Annotated in this window: 17 protein-coding genes; 7 read left to right on the top strand and 10 right to left on the bottom strand. The window is 42.9% G+C overall.

Features of this window, described 5'->3' with window-relative positions:
• Positions 1-6 precede the first annotated feature (6 nt).
• From ACOSV2_RS00290 to ACOSV2_RS00280, 3 genes are all read right to left on the bottom strand, one after another.
• Positions 7-939, bottom strand: a complete 933-nt coding sequence (locus tag ACOSV2_RS00290; protein ID WP_428973506.1) for an ATP-grasp domain-containing protein — start codon at positions 937-939, stop codon at positions 7-9.
• Positions 940-1,037: 98 nt separating this feature from the next.
• Positions 1,038-1,499, bottom strand: a complete 462-nt coding sequence (gene mscL, locus ACOSV2_RS00285; protein WP_428973505.1) for a large conductance mechanosensitive channel protein MscL — start codon at positions 1,497-1,499, stop codon at positions 1,038-1,040.
• 202 nt (positions 1,500-1,701) lie between these two features.
• The gene (locus ACOSV2_RS00280) at positions 1,702-2,664 is read right to left on the bottom strand and encodes a LacI family DNA-binding transcriptional regulator (RefSeq protein WP_428973504.1); all 963 of its coding nucleotides are present in this window, start codon (positions 2,662-2,664) and stop codon (positions 1,702-1,704) included.
• Positions 2,665-2,826: 162 nt separating this feature from the next.
• Between ACOSV2_RS00280 and ACOSV2_RS00275 the strand changes: the two genes are divergently transcribed.
• Entirely contained in the window at positions 2,827-2,967 is a 141-nt protein-coding gene (locus ACOSV2_RS00275) for a hypothetical protein (protein WP_428973503.1), read from the top strand.
• Positions 2,968-2,998: 31 nt separating this feature from the next.
• Here the strand turns inward: ACOSV2_RS00275 and ACOSV2_RS00270 are convergent, their stop codons facing one another.
• Positions 2,999-3,307: a winged helix-turn-helix transcriptional regulator gene (locus ACOSV2_RS00270; RefSeq protein WP_428973502.1), complete on the bottom strand. Its 309-nt coding sequence runs from the start codon at positions 3,305-3,307 to the stop codon at positions 2,999-3,001.
• A 149-nt stretch (positions 3,308-3,456) separates the two neighbouring features.
• Between ACOSV2_RS00270 and ACOSV2_RS00265 the strand changes: the two genes are divergently transcribed.
• Positions 3,457-4,068 (top strand): nitroreductase family protein, encoded by a 612-nt coding sequence (locus ACOSV2_RS00265; protein WP_428973501.1) that lies wholly within the window; start codon positions 3,457-3,459, stop codon positions 4,066-4,068.
• 47 nt (positions 4,069-4,115) lie between these two features.
• On the opposite strand, the gene cydC is transcribed toward ACOSV2_RS00265, so the two are convergent.
• Together cydC and cydD are read right to left on the bottom strand one after the other, a co-directional pair.
• Positions 4,116-5,834 carry a thiol reductant ABC exporter subunit CydC gene (gene cydC, locus ACOSV2_RS00260; RefSeq protein ID WP_428973500.1) on the bottom strand — a complete coding sequence of 573 codons (1,719 nt, stop codon included), beginning with the start codon at positions 5,832-5,834 and terminating at the stop codon, positions 4,116-4,118.
• On the bottom strand, positions 5,831-7,564 hold the full coding sequence (gene cydD, locus ACOSV2_RS00255; protein WP_428973499.1) for a thiol reductant ABC exporter subunit CydD: 1,734 nt from the start codon (positions 7,562-7,564) through the stop codon (positions 5,831-5,833). Before cydD ends, cydC begins: the two co-directional genes overlap by 4 nt.
• Before the next feature lie 237 nt (positions 7,565-7,801).
• Here cydD and ACOSV2_RS00250 point away from each other — a divergent pair, with 237 nt between their 5' ends.
• On the top strand, positions 7,802-7,957 hold the full coding sequence (locus ACOSV2_RS00250) for a hypothetical protein (protein WP_428973498.1): 156 nt from the start codon (positions 7,802-7,804) through the stop codon (positions 7,955-7,957).
• A 93-nt stretch (positions 7,958-8,050) separates the two neighbouring features.
• Here the strand turns inward: ACOSV2_RS00250 and ACOSV2_RS00245 are convergent, their stop codons facing one another.
• Positions 8,051-9,694: a M20/M25/M40 family metallo-hydrolase gene (locus ACOSV2_RS00245; protein WP_428973497.1), complete on the bottom strand. Its 1,644-nt coding sequence runs from the start codon at positions 9,692-9,694 to the stop codon at positions 8,051-8,053.
• 239 nt (positions 9,695-9,933) lie between these two features.
• Here ACOSV2_RS00245 and ACOSV2_RS00240 point away from each other — a divergent pair, with 239 nt between their 5' ends.
• Complete coding sequence (locus ACOSV2_RS00240; RefSeq protein ID WP_428973496.1) at positions 9,934-11,235, top strand: NCS2 family permease; 1,302 nt, start codon at positions 9,934-9,936, stop codon at positions 11,233-11,235.
• 56 nt (positions 11,236-11,291) lie between these two features.
• Here ACOSV2_RS00240 and ACOSV2_RS00235 read toward each other — a convergent pair whose 3' ends face one another.
• The 3 genes from ACOSV2_RS00235 to ACOSV2_RS00225 form a co-directional block, all read right to left on the bottom strand.
• Positions 11,292-11,855: a histidine phosphatase family protein gene (locus tag ACOSV2_RS00235; protein ID WP_428974256.1), complete on the bottom strand. Its 564-nt coding sequence runs from the start codon at positions 11,853-11,855 to the stop codon at positions 11,292-11,294.
• Between the two features lie 67 nt (positions 11,856-11,922).
• Complete coding sequence (locus ACOSV2_RS00230) at positions 11,923-12,408, bottom strand: tetratricopeptide repeat protein (RefSeq protein ID WP_428973495.1); 486 nt, start codon at positions 12,406-12,408, stop codon at positions 11,923-11,925.
• A gap of 15 nt (positions 12,409-12,423) precedes the next feature.
• Positions 12,424-12,960, bottom strand: a complete 537-nt coding sequence (locus ACOSV2_RS00225; RefSeq protein ID WP_428973494.1) for a GNAT family N-acetyltransferase — start codon at positions 12,958-12,960, stop codon at positions 12,424-12,426.
• Between the two features lie 307 nt (positions 12,961-13,267).
• Here ACOSV2_RS00225 and ACOSV2_RS00220 point away from each other — a divergent pair, with 307 nt between their 5' ends.
• The 3 genes from ACOSV2_RS00220 to ACOSV2_RS00210 all read left to right on the top strand — a co-directional run bounded on the left by ACOSV2_RS00220 (position 13,268) and on the right by ACOSV2_RS00210 (position 15,406).
• Positions 13,268-14,218 carry an L-lactate dehydrogenase gene (locus ACOSV2_RS00220; protein ID WP_113969478.1) on the top strand — a complete coding sequence of 317 codons (951 nt, stop codon included), beginning with the start codon at positions 13,268-13,270 and terminating at the stop codon, positions 14,216-14,218.
• A gap of 88 nt (positions 14,219-14,306) precedes the next feature.
• Positions 14,307-14,744, top strand: coding sequence for a hypothetical protein (locus ACOSV2_RS00215; protein WP_428973493.1), 438 nt, complete (start codon positions 14,307-14,309; stop codon positions 14,742-14,744).
• An 8-nt stretch (positions 14,745-14,752) separates the two neighbouring features.
• Positions 14,753-15,406 (top strand): SIMPL domain-containing protein, encoded by a 654-nt coding sequence (locus ACOSV2_RS00210; RefSeq protein ID WP_428973492.1) that lies wholly within the window; start codon positions 14,753-14,755, stop codon positions 15,404-15,406.
• The last annotated feature ends 153 nt before the right edge of the window (positions 15,407-15,559 follow it).

Here is a 15,559-nt window from a genome sequence, read left to right as displayed (position 1 = left end):
ATCAACTTATACAGTTTTCAATTGTTCACCAAGAAATTTTGCCAACTCAAGCATCCCGTATTGTCCTGACTTCGCCTCGGCATCCTTGTTGTAATTTGTATTGGTGTTCACATCATACGTGTAGATGGTGCCTTCATTGTCTTGAATGAATTCGATCCCGGCTACAGCAATCCGGTTCTCTTTTAAAAATGCTTCGTAAGATGAGAGGATGCCATGGGAAAAGTTTTCCCTGATTTGGAATTTGGGTTTCTCCTCTTGCTCTCCCACAGGACAGAATAAATCATCGACCTGGCAGACATCGGCCGGACATAATTCAAATCCTTTTGACGTATCCACCCTCACAGCATACATGAATTTGCCGCCAATGAATTCACAGCGTGTGATCGAAGCGTCCGGTGCTTCAATGTACTCCTGGATAAGCGTTGTGCCATCCAGCGGTTCTTCAAATGTATCACTGTAGACATAGTTTTTCAGTGCGTCCACTGAATGAAACAACTGAACACCCAATCCTTTCCCTGCACGGTTATGCTTGGTGATGAAGGATGGCTTGTTGAGCTTTTGTGCGGCTTCTATGATCTGCTCTTTTCCAACGGCTGCAATGGTTTTCGGTGTCTTGATGCCGGCAGCGTTCAAGGCCATATACTGATTCACTTTACTCACTTCCAACCGGAGGGCACGTGTCCCGTTCAGCACCTTTCTTTCATATCTCTCTAACCATGAAAGAACGCTTTCCGTTAACTCAGGTGCAAAACGATGGTTTCTCGTATGAGAAGATGCACTGATCCGATTATAGAAAACACCTTCTGGAGGATCTGATGATAAATCGACGAGACCTTGATTGAGGAACCATTCCTCATAAGGCAATTGAAGCTCGTCGAGACGAGTCGTTAAATGATTGGTCCAATCACTATTTTCATGAATGATATGAATTTTTTTCACGATCATTACCCCATTTGTCCGTATGATTTTTTTAAAATAGCCGTACAACACAAAGTAATCCTACTATAAAAGTAGGATTTAGGTCAATGATGATGAATTTATTTGGTCTTTCTGTCGGTTCTCATCTGAATTTTCATACCACTTTTGGTAGGCTGATCGATTGCTTTCGGGAAATCATCGCTATGGGAAGGGCTATGATCGTCCTTCAAGATATCCCTGATTTCCTGTAAGACTTCAAGGTTCGTCGTTTGCTTCACTTTGTATTGCTGCTCTCCGCCTTTCAAGCGGTTGACCACCTTTATCATCAGAAAAATGCTCATGGCCACGAGAAGAAAGTCTACAAGGGCTTGTAGGAACTTTCCCAATTCAATCACCTCTGCTCCAATTCGAAGGTGCAGGCCTTCTAAGTTAATGCCGCCAAATAAAATGCCGATTGCCGGCATCATCATGTCTTGAACGAGAGACTCCACAATCTTGCCAAACGCTGAACCAATGATGACTGCAATCGCTAAATCAATTACATTCCCCCTTGAAATGAATTGTTTAAATTCAGACCACATGATGAATTCACCTACCGCTTCATTACTCTTAACATATGGCAGAAACAAGTGAGTTATGAAGACAAGGGCAAAAAAGCTACATTAGATATTTCCAAGCAATGGCAAGCAACACAATAAAAGCGACTACCCCCATTAGGATGATCAACATTTTTTCTTCTTTATTCCCTAACATCCTTATCGCTTCCTCCATTTCTTAAGGAACTTACACGGTCCCTCTTTCAAATAACTTTGTTTCCAATATCACGTGGCCAGGGGCCGTATTTTCAAGAAATAGTTTAAACGACTCTTCTCCTGCTTTTCGTATCGGCACTTCAAAGGATGTAATGTCCAGGGCATCCGCAATAGGATGATTATCAAAGCTTAAAATAGCCAAATCATCGGGTATCCTGATCCCTCTTTTCCCTGCCTCTGTCACCATACCGGCTGAAACCTGATCACTGGTTACGATAAGGGCTGAAGGCTTTTCTTTCAGTTGTTCCCAGTTCTTCACCACGTCTCTTCCATCCTCCAGATGATAGCAGTTATTGAAGATCCATTCATCACGCACAGGATGGCCGGCAGCTTCTGAACTATCGTAATACCCCCGGATTCTCTCTTCACTATTCGTCCCAAACATTCGATGCAGGCATAGCCCTATGCGGGAGTGACCTTTTGAATAAAGATATTCGAGACCATTCCTGACTCCTTGATAGTGATCGATATATATTTTTTTACACGAGTGCCCGTACACATTTTCACAAAAAACAACATTTTCATTTTCCATGAACGGAGTGAGGACATCCAGTGAATTTGAGCGTGACGTTAAGATCAATCCGTCTACTTCCTTCATTTGCAGACGATGAAAGGCATCAAGTTCGGCTCCCTTATCATAATTCGTTTGAAAAAGTTGAAGATGATATCCATGCTTTAATGCTTCCCCTGCAATACCTTGAAGAATTTCTCCGAAGTAAGGAAGATTTAAATATGGCAAAACAACTCCTATGCTATAGGTCTTGCCTTTCGATAAATGGACAGCGTTTGCGTTTTTTATATAATTTAATTGCTCGACGGCATCGAGAACCTTCTGACGTTTTTCTTTTTTTACGTAAGGGTGTTCATTTAATACCCTTGAAACCGTTGAAACAGATACTCCCGCAAGCTTCGCGATACTGCGAATATTTGTCATCCCCATACCCCTCATTAAATAGTATGAACGGCCTACCTGTCCCTTTTGCGCAAAACTTTTAATAAACGCTTGCTCTGAAACGCGTTTCACACTTTAGAGTTAATCATGCAAGGGGTCACATTGGAATTTCCTACCCCTAAAACATGATAAGGAGGCTATATTATGTTTGGTATTTTGTTCTTACCCGTTCTGTGTATCATCATCATTGGAGGAAGCTACGCCGCATTAAAGCCCATCCATTTCTATACTCCCCACGATCAACAGGATCCATTTGAGCATATATACAATCGTGAACTCGACTAGTTCACCTGCCTGCCTTCAATGAAGCAGGCTTTTATTTTACCCATTTGACTGCCCACCCCTGGACGGCCTCCATCACGGGCTCCAGTTCACTTCCCTTTTTCGTCAGGCTATAAAGGACTTTGACTGGCTTTTCGTCGAGAACTTCCCGATAAACGATTCCGTTTTCCTCCAGCTCCTTTAATCTGTCGGTTAACACCTTTTGACTGATATTTGGTATTTCTGCATTTAAATCTTTAAAACGGCACGTTCCTTCAAATAATACCTTTATGATCATACCGACCCAGCGCTTGCCTAATAATTCAAAGGCAGCAGCATATTTCGGGCAAAGTTTTGTTTCCATATAAGTTTTCACATCCTAAATCGTTATCCCTTGACGCATACTAAAACGTCGGTTATATTGTTCATATTGCTTTAAACTTACAAAAAGTAAGTAACATACAAATATATACCATATTATAACACTTTCTTAAACATCAAGGAGGCTTTATCATGGATAATTTCTTTCAAGTCGTCGATGAACGACGCTCAACGAAAGTATACGATCCTCAAGTGGAGATCCCCCGTGAGGAATTAGTCAGCCTGCTCGAAACTGCAGGAAAAGCACCATCTGCCTGGAATCTTCAACAGTGGAAATTCCTGGTGTTCGATCAGAAAGAAGTTCAAGAACGCTTACTTCCGATTGCTTATCATCAACAACAGGTACATGATGCTTCTGCAGTTGTGGCTATACTTGGTGACCTGGAAGCCAATAAGAACGTCGACCCTGTCTTTGACCCTGCCATTGAAAAAGGTGAAATGACGGCTGAAATCAAAGAGGTACTAAAGAAACAAATTGACGGTGCATACAGCCGTGACGAATATCCGAGAGACGCCGCTTTCAGTAACGCTTCCTTAGCCGCTATGCAATTCATGCTTGCTGCAAAAGCGAAAGGCTGGGATACTTGCCCGATCGGCGGTTTCAATCCGGCAGCTCTCGTTTCCGAATTCAATGTGTCGGACCGTTATATCCCGATTATGCTGATTACAATAGGAAAACCACTTCAAGAAGCACGAAAAACAGATCGTTTAGATATCCGCAACTTAATTGATTGGGCGGAATAAACCTATGAAAAAGCCGCATCCTTAAGGGATGCGGCTTTTTCATACTGTTAAAAGAGTACACTTTTTTCAATCTGTTTCATTTCATAGAAGTAGCCTTTTTTCCTCATTAGCTCATCAAAACTTCCTGCTTCTACAACCTTCCCATGATCCATGACGACGATTTGATCCATGCTTTCAAGACCGATTAAACGATGACAAATCAGAATCAATGTGTCTCCACCGGCCGCTGTATAAAGATGGTCAAAGATCTCCTTTTCCGTCAAAGCATCAACCGAAGAAGTCGGTTCATCCAGCATCCATAAGGGGGAGCCCTTCAAAAGAGCCCTTGCAATGGCCAATCGTTGCTTTTCTCCTCCAGATAGATTCTCTCCTTTTTCCAGTACAATGTCCTCTAACGAAAAGTGGCACAGCTTCACTTTTTCTAATGCTGATTCCATCTCCCTGTCTTCCAGTCCGTCATGCACCAGCATAAGATTATCCTTTATTGTGCCGTAGAAGAAATGATTTTCTTGAAGAACCACATTGGCATGCTCCCACAACGACTCTTTATCGATATCTTTAATTGAAACATCATTCACGAAAATCGACCCATGATCCGTTGAGTAAAAGTTTAATAACAATTGAAGCAATGTTGATTTCCCTGATCCCGAAGGTCCTACAATCGCTGTTTTCGAACCTGCAGGCAGCTCAAGATCCACACCATCCAATGCCTTTCTTTCCTCTCCCTCAAAGGAAAAGCTTACATCCTTCAGGCGAAAGGACGGAGCTTCCCCGTCAAGTTTCCCGCCAAATGAAGGTCCGTCCCTCTCGATGCTTTCTTCGGGAATAACCGAAGAGAGCCTGGCTGCCGCTCTGCGGGAATCTTCATAGTGTGTAGGGAGGATTGCCATGGGTGTGGCGTTTTCGAATACGGTCAGTGAGATCATGACAAGCATAGCAAGGTATATTCCATCCAGTTGACCTGCTCCCACAGAATATGCCCCTACGGCTAAAACGATCCATGAAATAAGAAGCGAGACCAGGATATTGGTTGAATGACTAAAGAGGGAATGGATATTCTCCCGTTCCTGCTCACTCACATAGCTTGTTGATGCATGAACGAGACTCCTCTCTTTATCCTCCAGTCTTTGATAGATTTTCAGGTCTTTGAATCCATACAGAAATTCCGTTACCTCAGTAGACAAGTCCCCTCGACTTTCTCTTAACGTCATTTCAATCTTTCTCTGTTTAAGAGCGAAATAAGCAGGAACGATGAATCCCGTCAGCAGAAGGCCCAAGAGAAGAATCAATGCAACAGATACCGAATAAAACATCGTAAATAAAATTGTACTTAAGAACACCATCACCAGAATAATCGGTGGATAAAAGACCCTGAGAAAGAAGTTCTGGAGGCTCTCTACGTCTCCGACAATTCTTGAGAGAAGATCTCCACTTCTGTATCGCCCGAAAATCCCCGGAGCTAACGGCTCGATTGCTTCATAAATCGAGACTCGTAAGTTGGCCAGAATCGTGAATGTAGCACGATGGGAAAAATAACGTTCAGCGTAACGGCTTAACGCCTTTGTAAAACCGAACAGCTTCAAGAGCGCAATCATCACCGTCAGAGCGTAAAGAGGTACTTCCAGAGCCGCTTTAGAAATTAAATAGCCACTGGAAGCAAATAATCCGACAGCGGTCATTCCAGCCAAGAAGCCAAAAAGAATAGAATACACAATATCCTTCTTTTCCTTCATCATCAGCTTTACGACAAATCTTAGCTCTTTCATCCTGTATTCACTCCTTGCTGTGCAGTCACCATCTCATGATAGCGTGAAGAGGACTTCATTAACTCCTCATGATTTCCTATGCCCGCTAATTTTCCGTTTTCCAAAAACAGGATTTGATCCGCTTCACGAATTGTATGCAGGCGGTGAGCCACTGTGATCACCGTTGAATTTTTGGATAATTCCTGAATGGAGGCTTGAAGGATTCCCTCAGTTTTAAGATCCAATCCCGTTGTCGGTTCGTCAAAAAGAATGAGAGAAGGGTTTTTGAGAAAAGCCCTGGCTAAGGCAATACGCTGCTTCTCTCCTCCGGACAGTCCTCTCCCCGCTTCACCGATCGGTGTGTCATATCCTTTATCGAGACCGGCAATCATTTGTGAGATTCCTGCTTTTTCAGCAGCGTATTCGATCTCTTCCCGGGTCACGCCCTCTTCTCCTCCAAGCACAATGTTCTCTAAGATTGTCCCTGAAATTAAATACGGATTCTGTGAAATATAACTCAGATGATCAAACCAGTCACTTTCCCTATATTCACTTCTTGAATGTCCATTAATCACGATGTTTCCTTCAGAGGGATCAAGAAGTCCGGCTAAGAGATGAAGGAGCGTTGTTTTTCCTGCTCCACTCTGACCGACGATCGCCACTTGGCTGCAGGGAGGAAAAGCAGCCGTCATGCCTCGAAGATCAAATCCCTTATCTCCGTAGGAAAACCCGACATTACGCAATTCCATTGTGGCAGGAGTGCCGTTTGTTTCGAGCTTCTTCTCTCCCCATTGCACGGGTCGATCTTTTTCTTCAAGCTCTTCCATGACTTTCTTCGCGGCACCCATACTTCCCCGGCCAGTATGAAAGGCTTGCCCGAGCTCTTTCAATGATAGGTAGAATTCCGGGGCAAGCACGAGAACAAAGAAAGCTGTGAAGAATGAAATACTTTGGAAGACGACTAATCGCAGCCCTGCTTCCAGAGCAATCAGTCCAATACTTAACATAGAGATAAACTCAAGCATTAATGAAGATAAGAAGGCGGTCTTTAACACTTCCATCGTGGCTTCACGAAAGTCAAGACTGCTGGCACGGATCCCGTCCTTCTGTTCTTCCCCTCTTCCCAGGAGCTTCAAGGTAGTCAGTCCTTGCAGTGTATCTAAAAATCGTCCGGAAAATGCCGTCAGCTTATCCATTTGCTTCTCTGATTTGTTTTTTGTCATGACTCCGATAATCGCCATAAACAAAGGAATGAATGGGGCCGTTATGACCATGATCAGACCGGTATAAATATGCTCAGTAAAAATAGTGATCAACAGGATCAACGGGACAATGGTCGTTTGAATTCTTTGTGGTACGTACTGACTGTAATACCCGTCCAGCCCATCGACGGCATCCATCATTGTACTGACCTTTTGTCCAGACTGCCCTTGAAGGGAGGCTTGCAGTGGATTCTTTGCCCACTTATTCAAGAGTCGTTTTCTCAAGTCGCTCTTTACCTTCGTAGCCATTCTGATTCCTGTTCGTCCATTCACATAGGATAGTACCGCTCTCCCCACTAAAAGAATCAGTAAAGCACCAAGCATTGGGAGAACGTCTTGAAATTCTGCCCCTTTTATAAACATTTTATCTACAATGCTAACCAGCAAGTAAGCTTGTCCAATCACGACTCCCCCCATTAATAGGGATGTTCCGTAAAGTGTCATCATGGATGATTTTTGCTGCTTAGCCAATCGATTAAGCTCTATCATAACTTCTCTCAACTCCAAAAGTTAAAAGTTAGTGAAACATTTCACAAATCCGATGACTCTATTATAGTAAACTTGTTCCCTTTATGCATCTTTTAGGATTGACCTTTTTGTGACAATTCCAGAACAAAGGTAGTTTTGAATGGGGGTGAGTGTCCTACAATTAAAAATCTGCTCGATTCATAGGAAATATGGATACTTCATTTTAAAATCTACTTTTTCAAGGGATTCTTGGCGTTCTTGGTCTGGTATTTCATTGATTTCCTTACTTATACAGCCGAAATCACAGATAATCCGGCCGCTTTTCTGAATAATTCGGCGGAAATCATCAATAATCCAGCCGATTCTGGTGATAATCCAGCCGTTTTCTTAATTAATCCAGCCATTTTACAATAATTGAAAAAAACGAAATAAATTCACATCAATAAAAAGAGAGAGGCACATCCCTAAGCGAATGACCTCTCTCTTTGTTCAGTTATACTCGGAACATCATATCTTCAATAAATCCTTCGTCACACGCTGGATAATCTCCGGCAGTACTGAGAAGGTGTAAGGTTTATACACTCTCTCCGTCCACTGATGTCCATCCTTTCCATAAACTCCGATATTAATAGAAGGGATGTTCAGCTTTCTGATCATATCGATGGGAACAGGATACAGCTGATCGATCAGCGGCAGGTTCTTTTTGAATACGTCAATATCCTCGTCTTCTTCATGAAGAGAGAGAAAACTGCCATCTGCGAGATAAGGGAAAAACCGTTTAATGACAAATTCTTCGCCGGTTTCTTTGGCTATATCGTTTAAGCATGAGCCCAACGCTTCTCTTACCCTCTTTCCATACTCATTTTCTTCATTCACAAAGTTATGAGGTAAAAACGGCGGTGCGAAGAAAATGATCACTCTTGGCGTTCGATCGGGATCCAGATGCTGCAGTGCTTCCACCATGGCATATGCAATCGTCCTTCTGTCTTCTCCCTCCAGATCATAAAAGACCTTTTTCATAACAGGATCCGGATCGATGCCTCTTTCCTTCAGCCAGAAGATATACTCCCGTAACGTCAGAACTTCTACTTCCCAAGAAAACTCCCTTTCCGGGAAACCATGATAGCTCCGATATTGCTCAAATTGTTTTTTACTCCGTTCTTCCAGCTCACTTACTGCCTTTAATGCTGCCTTTTTCATATCGTAGAGCACTTCTCTGGCGGTTCTCTCGTATACAAAGTAATTGAAGTAAAGAGAAGCGCTAAGAGGGGTTTGAACATTATACGTATGCTTATCATCTTTGAAATACAAGCACGATGGAGGCAGGGTGAATTCTCCTGGTATATCCTCCAGATAATCAAAGTTCTGATTGATTTCGAGATTGATTTTGGAAGCAATCACAGTAGGATCGATGGATGTCAGCACATCCCCTACATGCGCTTCTCTTCCATATATATAAAAGCTTGGCAGGAGCTTTCCTGCAGCACCCGTGTAAATATATCGTTTACAGTCCCCATCATAGATCGGAGAAATGAAATCGGTATTGATCGCGGCCAAATAATCAAAGCCCTCTTTTTTCAAACGATAGAGATCACTTAAAGCTGCAATCATTCCGGCATGTTCACTTTCTTCATCACCATTAAATAGGAAGAGTAAATGTCCGTCGGGCGTTTCCTGTCCCGTATAGTACAAGAGATTCGCCATGTGTACGGCAATTCCGCTCTGCATATCCAATGCCCCTCTTCCGAACAGCCAGTTTCCAGAGAGGGCATCCTCTCTCACCTTTTCCTCTCCTTCATAGTCCATAAAGAACTTCTGAAGAAAGTCGGGATCATGAGCCATATCCTGCAGTGCACCATAATCATCGGTTCCCACCGTATCATAGTGGGCATGGAATAAAACGGTTTTAGAAGACGCGCCTTTCACAAGGGCAAATACGTTTTTCCTTCCAATCGGGTCATTCGGGACTTCTTGCAGCCAGACCTGATCCGGATGCTCTTTAAAATAAGGGAATGAAGAAATCACTTCATATATAAATCGGGCTTTCTCACTTTCGCCTATTGTTCCGTTATAACTTTTCAGAGCGACTAAGGATCGTGTGATGTAGTCAATCTGCTGGGAGATTGATTTGTTTTTCAATTGAGTATACACGTTAGTACCGCTCCTTTCCGTAAGAAATGTCACTATTGCGTGGTAACGTTTACGTCATGCCATTATAGACACTGATTCTCTATAATTGATAACATCTTATCGAAAATGAAAGGGGTTTGGAAGGGGTTTCAGGATTATTTCTTAAAAAAAATTCCTATCTTTCTATTGAAATCCGACCTAATACCGAATATTATAGAAGTTGCGCGTTTTTAATGTTCGTTTTTATTGGAGGTATTACGATGTTTAAATTAAAGGAACACGGCACTAATCCTAAAACTGAAATATTGGCTGGAATTACAACATTTCTAACAATGGTTTACATTGTCGTTGTCAATCCCATTATTTTAGCCGACGCAGGTGTCCCATTTGATCAAGTATTCTTAGCAACCATTATTTCAGCCGTAGCCGGAACGTTATGGATGGCCTTGTTTGCAAACTACCCGATTGCCATCGCACCAGGGATGGGATTGAATGCTTACTTTACCTACTCTGTAGTAGGAGCGAATGATGACATTTCTTATATTGTTGCATTCTCCGCTGTTTTTGTAGCAGGTATCATCTTTATCATTCTTTCATTAACCCCATTCAGAAAAAAATTGATCGAAGCCATTCCACAAAATCTAAAGCACGGCATCACCGCAGGCATCGGTTTGTTCATTGCTTTTATTGGATTACGACTAACAGGATTGATCCAGGCTCACCCAACGAATTTAGTACAGCTTGGAGATCTTCATTCATCTTCAGCGATCTTAGCATTAATCGGGTTGGCTGTTACCCTTATCCTTATGGTGTTACGCGTCCATGGAGCATTATTTATCGGAATGATTGTCACTGGGCTTGTTGCCTTCTTCACAGGAGAGTTATCATTTAAAGAAGGATTTGTGGCTCTTCCACATCTTCCAGAAGGACTGATCGTAGCAAATCCTCTTACGGCATTTGCTGATGTCTTTCAATATGGACTATATGCCGTTGTGTTCTCGTTCTTACTTGTAACCATCTTTGATACAACGGGAACCATGATCGGAGTGGCTCAGCAAGCTGGACTTATGAAGGGCAATACGATGCCTAGAGCCCGTGAAGCACTACTGGCGGATTCCATCGCTACAACTGTCGGGGCGATGTTTGGGACAAGTCCTACGTCCGCTTATATTGAATCTTCAGCAGGTGTCTCTGCTGGGGGAAGAACAGGATTAACGACACTAACTGTTTCGGTACTGTTTATTGCCGCTGCTTTCTTCGGACCACTCGTGAGTGCAGTGTCGGGAATCTCAGCTATTACAGCTCCTGCCCTCATAATAGTCGGAAGCTTGATGATGGGAAGCATCTCTCAAATTAATTGGGATCAGTTAGACGAAGCCTTCCCAGCATTCCTAATCATTCTAAGCATGCCATTAACCTCAAGCATCGCAACAGGTATTGCATTAGGATTCATTTCGTATCCACTACTGAAAGTTGTGAAAGGACAATGGAAGCAAGTACACCCACTCGTGTATATCTTTGCTGTCCTGTTCTTCTATCAGCTGGCATTCCTGCCTCATTAACTCGATATAGATACTCGAAAGACCGTTCATAATGAACGGTCTTTTTGTGCGGCAAATTAAGCTGATTGGGTCCATATTCTCTTAACGATCTTTAAATTTTTTTCATCATCAAAAGTTAGACAATATACATCCGGCATTTCAAGCTTTCTCCAAAACCTGATATCATATTGAGGATCAAAGTAACTCATGATCAGAACCATGATATTACCGTGTGTTCCAATCACAACGTTTTTCCCATTATATTCTTCAATGATCTTAAATATCCCTTGTACGCCTCTTTTTTGAGCGGTGAGATTCGACTCTCCACCTTCTAAGGAAAAAGCAGGATCCTCCCACACCAATGAAATTGCCTCATCAAAGTTTTTCACGGGTTTACTTGATAGAGTCCGTTCCCTCATCTCTTCATAAATACTGATTTTTTGATCAATGTGCCGGGCTGTTCCTTCAACGGTTTCCACCGCTCTTTTGTATGGACTGGAACATACTGCATCAATTTTTTCCTTCTTTAATAATTCCGTTACATGCTCAGCATCCACTTTTCCTATGTCAGATAGGGGCCTGGTTAATTCCTCGGGGGTGTATTCGGAGTGAGCATGCCTCACCAGATACAGTTGTGTTATTGCCAACTTCATTCACTCCTTTTTTTACTTTCTGAACAAAAAGAGCTGTCATGAAGAACTGCTACCCTTATTTCCACACCGCGTCCAATTGACCGGCATAAAATGATATCGCCTTTTTATAAGGTTCAATGGTGGGGTCTTGTGATGATTCTCCAATGCATGTGAGCAGCAGCTCCATTGCTTGACTGTGTTTGTTCAAATTGTAGAGGGTCATGGCATAAAAGACCGGCATCGCTTTATTTTCAGGAAATCGTCCGATTCCTTTCTCGAACACCGATTTGCTTTTTTCATACTCACCCAATGTCCGATATGTACTACCTAGTCCAAGAAAGGCGCATTGTAAATCTTTATCATCCAGGCCCAATTGAATCGAATTCTCGTAATAAGGAACTGCTTCACTTTCGAGTCCCAATGTGTCATGGCTCCATGCACATTGGTAATGCAGAAAACCATTATCCGGTTCTTCCCCAATCAATCGCTTCCACCTTTCAATGGAAGCTTCGTATTCTCCCGACTCTCTCAATGCAATGGCTTCTTCTATTTTTCTATTCATCTTAAAGTCTCCCATTTATTCGGGAATGAACTCCATCAGCCAGGAATCATGATGTTCCCCTTCATGAAGCTCATGCTCCCGCAGTATTCTCGCTTTACTATATCCACATTTCTCATAGCATCGGATCGCCCTGGTGTTCCAGGTCATGGGATCCACCACAAGGCGGTGGACCCCCTCTTTCTTGAGCAGGTACTCCACAACAGTTCGAATGAGTTGCGTCCCTATCCCCCTGTTCCAATATGTCGCTTCTCCGATGAATTGATCCGTACCGTAGATCACTTCATCTAAATTCGTATAACCATACCGGATCATGGTTTCTTCATCGAGCTGATAATACTGGAGATAACCGATTTCATTCCCCTCAAACTCCACCAGACAACCCGAGACGTCCCTCTCTGCAAGGAATTTCTCCTCCACCAGCTGAAGGGTGAAGGGGCGGTCCCTGCCTTCATAAAACTCCAGTACCTCGGGATCCTGTAACCACCTTGCCAACGTGTGTTTATCCCCTTCCACTAAAGGACGGATAAATAATTCCCCACTCCTGACATTCATACACACACCTCCCATAACTCTCCTCTTCCTCTATACATTCATCACACATCAGAAAAAACCCTTTTTTATTTGAGGGACAAGTCACCTGGGTAAGTCCCTGAGTATGACAAGTTTGTGAATTAATTCACAATTAAGTATGTTATGCTATATTTCAGAGTAGAATATCAATGTGTTTCATGTTATCATTTGGTTGTGAATTACTTCACAATATATAAACCAAATATCTTACAGCCCTCATTTCATTCTTTAAAGACGGAACATTGCTATGAATCATGCTAACAAAAAACTCATGAATAGGTGATGACGTATGACAATCAAATGCACAAACAAAGTAGCTTTAATCGGTACAGGATTTGTAGGCTCAAGTTATGCCTTTGCTCTTCTCAATCAAGGTATCGCACATGAGCTTGTGATGATCGATCTGAATAAGGAGAAAGCTGATGGAGATGCACGTGATTTAAATCATGGCCTTGCTTTCGCTTCTCCTATGAAAATATCTGCAGGGGATTACAGTGACTGCAAGGATGCTGACTTGGTCGTGATTACGGCAGGAGCGAACCAGCAGCCCGGTGAAACCCGTCTGGACCTGGTGGAAAAGAATGTGAAAATCTTTAAAAACATTGTAGACTCCGTCATGAATAGTGGATTCAACGGCATTTTCCTTGTGGCAACGAACCCTGTCGACATCTTGACGTATGCAACGTGGAAGTTTTCCGGTCTACCTAAAGAGAGAGTCATCGGATCTGGAACGATTCTAGATACAGCCAGACTTCGTTACTTAGTCGGAGAGCATTTTGATATTGATACACGGAATATTCACGCCTATATTATGGGAGAACACGGCGACACGGAGTTTCCCGTTTGGAGCCACACGACTGTAGGAGCGAGTCATTTAAGTGAGTTGATTGATCTCCACCAGGATGATGTGCAGAAACAACTCGACGACATATTCGTCAATGTAAGAGATGCAGCCTATCACATCATTGAACGAAAAGGCGCAACCTATTACGGCATTGCCATGGGTCTTGCCAGGATTACCAAAGCGATCTTTAACAATGAAAATAGCATTTTAACCGTTTCTGCCCTCCTTGAAGGAGAATATGATCAAGAAGACATATACATCGGTGTTCCTGCCATCATTAATGGCGAGGGCATCAGAAAAGTCGTCGAGCTCCCATTAAATGATAAAGAAAGAACTCAATTCGCCCACTCTGCAGAAACGCTAAAAAATGTGATGAAGAAAGCGATGGACACTTGATTTACACCCTTCGTTAATAGTAATAGACACGCACGCCCACCCAACCTCCTCATAAGATAAAGAGAATTCTTTATGAGGAGGTTCTTCTATGTACGATCACAGACAACTATTCCCTGGTTTTCCCGGGGGAGGCAGCGGATTCCCCGGCTTTCCTGGTGGAGGTCAAGGATCGGGCGGCGGTTTTCCAGGCTTTCCAGGTGGAGGACAAGGCGCACCAAGCTCACCACCACCTACAGGCGGGCAAGGCGGACAAAATCAACCACCACCCGGACCACCACCGAACTTCCAACCGCAAAAAACGATGATGCAAGGAACACAAGGTGGACCAAGTGTCTTTGCAGTAGACCCAGGTGCCATCAGAAGATGTTTATTCCGTTACACGTATATTTGGTTAAGAAGAGATGCTTTCTGGTTTTATCCTGTCTTCGTTGGACGCCGTTCCATTGCCGGGTGGAGATGGATCGGATTCACATGGGTATACTTCGGCATCGATTTAGATAAAATTGAATCCTTTACGTGCGTGTAGGTTTGCTCATGTATTCATATCCTTACTATAGAACCGGCAACACCAATGGGACAATTACTGTGACTGGTGAGCATACACTCTATGTGGATCCCGATCAAGCCATCGTCTCTATCGGTGTTGTCACTAAAGATGAAGAACTTGAAGCGGCACAAAACGAGAACCAGCAGCAGTCCAGTCAAGTCGTACAATCAATATTAAATAACGGTGTGTCACAAAAAGATATCCAAACCTCCACCTATCAAGTATTCCCGCAGTATAACTATGAGGACGGGAAGCAAATTTTCACAGGATATGAGGTTCGCCAAGTATTTCGCGTTACTATAAAAGATATTGAAAAAGTAGGTACGATTATAGATGATGCTATTAAAAGCGGAGCCAATCGGGTAGAAAACATTCAATTTGTCCGTTCAAACCCCAACGAATCCTATCAGTTAGCCCTTACCTCCGCATATCAAAAGGCATACCAAAAAGCACTCACATTATCGAGCCAATCAGGGCAGCAGCTCAATCCCCAGCCAAAGTCCATCACAGAGCAATCAAGCCCAATCGTCACCCCCTTTGTAACAACCGGATTTGTGAAAGCCGCTGAAGAAAGTACAGCCGTCCAACCAGGACAAATCAGCGTCACAGCCATCTTGACAGTCGAATACCAAACCCGATAAACAACAAACTGCCAAAGTATATCAATACCTTGGCAGTTTGAATAAAGTTGAGAGGGACGGACCTCCTGAGTTGGTTGAAATTTTGTTAGATTGAAAAATTTTCAGTTTATAAGTGTGTATTTTGGCAGATTTAGAGTTCTTTAACGGCTTGAG

The organism is Rossellomorea sp. DUT-2 (assembly GCF_052665285.1).
The sequence above is the reverse complement of the archived record's forward strand: the minus strand, read 5'-3'. Positions and strand labels throughout refer to the sequence as shown.

Coding starts and splice junctions, on each gene's coding strand:
- mscL (WP_428973505.1), bottom strand. CDS start 1,499: ATGTGGTCTGAATTTAAACAATTCATTTCAAGGGGGAATGTAATTGAT.
- ACOSV2_RS00280 (WP_428973504.1), bottom strand. CDS start 2,664: ATGACAAATATTCGCAGTATCGCGAAGCTTGCGGGAGTATCTGTTTCA.
- ACOSV2_RS00275 (WP_428973503.1), top strand. CDS start 2,827: ATGTTTGGTATTTTGTTCTTACCCGTTCTGTGTATCATCATCATTGGA.
- ACOSV2_RS00270 (WP_428973502.1), bottom strand. CDS start 3,307: ATGGAAACAAAACTTTGCCCGAAATATGCTGCTGCCTTTGAATTATTA.
- ACOSV2_RS00265 (WP_428973501.1), top strand. CDS start 3,457: ATGGATAATTTCTTTCAAGTCGTCGATGAACGACGCTCAACGAAAGTA.
- cydC (WP_428973500.1), bottom strand. CDS start 5,834: ATGAAAGAGCTAAGATTTGTCGTAAAGCTGATGATGAAGGAAAAGAAG.
- cydD (WP_428973499.1), bottom strand. CDS start 7,564: ATGATAGAGCTTAATCGATTGGCTAAGCAGCAAAAATCATCCATGATG.
- ACOSV2_RS00240 (WP_428973496.1), top strand. CDS start 9,934: ATGTTTAAATTAAAGGAACACGGCACTAATCCTAAAACTGAAATATTG.
- ACOSV2_RS00230 (WP_428973495.1), bottom strand. CDS start 12,408: ATGAATAGAAAAATAGAAGAAGCCATTGCATTGAGAGAGTCGGGAGAA.
- ACOSV2_RS00225 (WP_428973494.1), bottom strand. CDS start 12,960: ATGAATGTCAGGAGTGGGGAATTATTTATCCGTCCTTTAGTGGAAGGG.
- ACOSV2_RS00220 (WP_113969478.1), top strand. CDS start 13,268: ATGACAATCAAATGCACAAACAAAGTAGCTTTAATCGGTACAGGATTT.
- ACOSV2_RS00215 (WP_428973493.1), top strand. CDS start 14,307: ATGTACGATCACAGACAACTATTCCCTGGTTTTCCCGGGGGAGGCAGC.
- ACOSV2_RS00210 (WP_428973492.1), top strand. CDS start 14,753: ATGTATTCATATCCTTACTATAGAACCGGCAACACCAATGGGACAATT.